The sequence below is a fragment of the Kitasatospora sp. NPDC048239 genome (genome assembly GCF_043202015.1).
Lineage (GTDB): Bacteria > Actinomycetota > Actinomycetes > Streptomycetales > Streptomycetaceae > Kitasatospora.
In genome coordinates, this window is the sequence record NZ_JBICZP010000056.1 from 1 (window position 1) to 1,063 (window position 1,063).

Annotated in this window: 1 protein-coding gene; it reads left to right on the forward strand. The window is 67.4% G+C overall.

The window, feature by feature from the left end; all coding sequences use genetic code 11:
• Positions 1-1,063 (forward strand): condensation domain-containing protein (locus tag ACGFZP_RS39475; RefSeq protein WP_392942339.1); only part of this gene is annotated, 1,063 nt, incomplete at both ends.

Below are 1,063 nucleotides of genomic sequence, written 5' to 3' on the forward strand. Positions count from 1 at the left end.
CCGCTGACGGCCAACGGCAAGCTCGACCGCAACGCCCTCCCCGCCCCGAACTACACCACCACCACCGCAGGACGCGCACCCCGCACCCCCGAAGAAGAAACCCTCTGCACCGTCTTCGCCGACGTCCTCGGCCTCCCCACCGTCACCATCGACGACAACTTCTTCGAACTCGGCGGCCACTCCCTCCTCGCCGTCACCCTCGTCGAACGCCTCCGCAACCACGGCCTGCCCATCGACGTCCGCACCCTCTTCGCCTCCCCCACCGTCGCAGGCCTCACCACCACCACAACCCACCACGAAATCCCCGTCCCCCCCAACCTCATCCCCACCAACACCACCACCATCACCCCCGACATGATCACCCTCGCCGACCTCACCACCGACGAGATCAACCACCTCACCACCCAAATCCCCGGCGGCGCCCCCAACATCGCCGACATCTACCCCCTCGCCCCCCTCCAGGAAGGCATCTTCTTCCACCACCTCATGGAGGCCGACACCGGAACCGACGTCTACGTCCTCCCGGCCCTCATGGCCTTCGACACCCACCAACGCCTCACCGACTTCCTCACCGCCCTCCAACACGTCATCAACCGCCACGACATCCTGCGCACCGCCATCATCTGGAACGGCCAACGCGAACCCCTCCAGGTCGTCACCCGCAACGCCCCCCTCCCCACCCACACCATCCACCTCCCCCACAACACCGACGACACCGACACCACCAGCGCCGACACCGCCACCCGACTCCTGACCGCCACCGGCCGGTCCATGGACATCACCCAAGCCCCCCTCCTACGCGCCTACACCACCCCCGAACCCCACACCGACCGCTGGCTCCTCGCCCTCCACATCCACCACCTCATCCAGGACCACACCGCCCTCGCCATCGTCCTCGACGAAGTCCGCGCCCACCTCAACGGACACCAGGACCAACTCCCCACCCCCCTCCCCTTCCGCGACTTCGTCGCCCAAGCCCGCCTCCGCATCCCCCGCGAAGAACACCAGAAGTTCTTCACCAACCTCCTCGGCGACATCACCGAACCCACCGCACCCTTCGGTC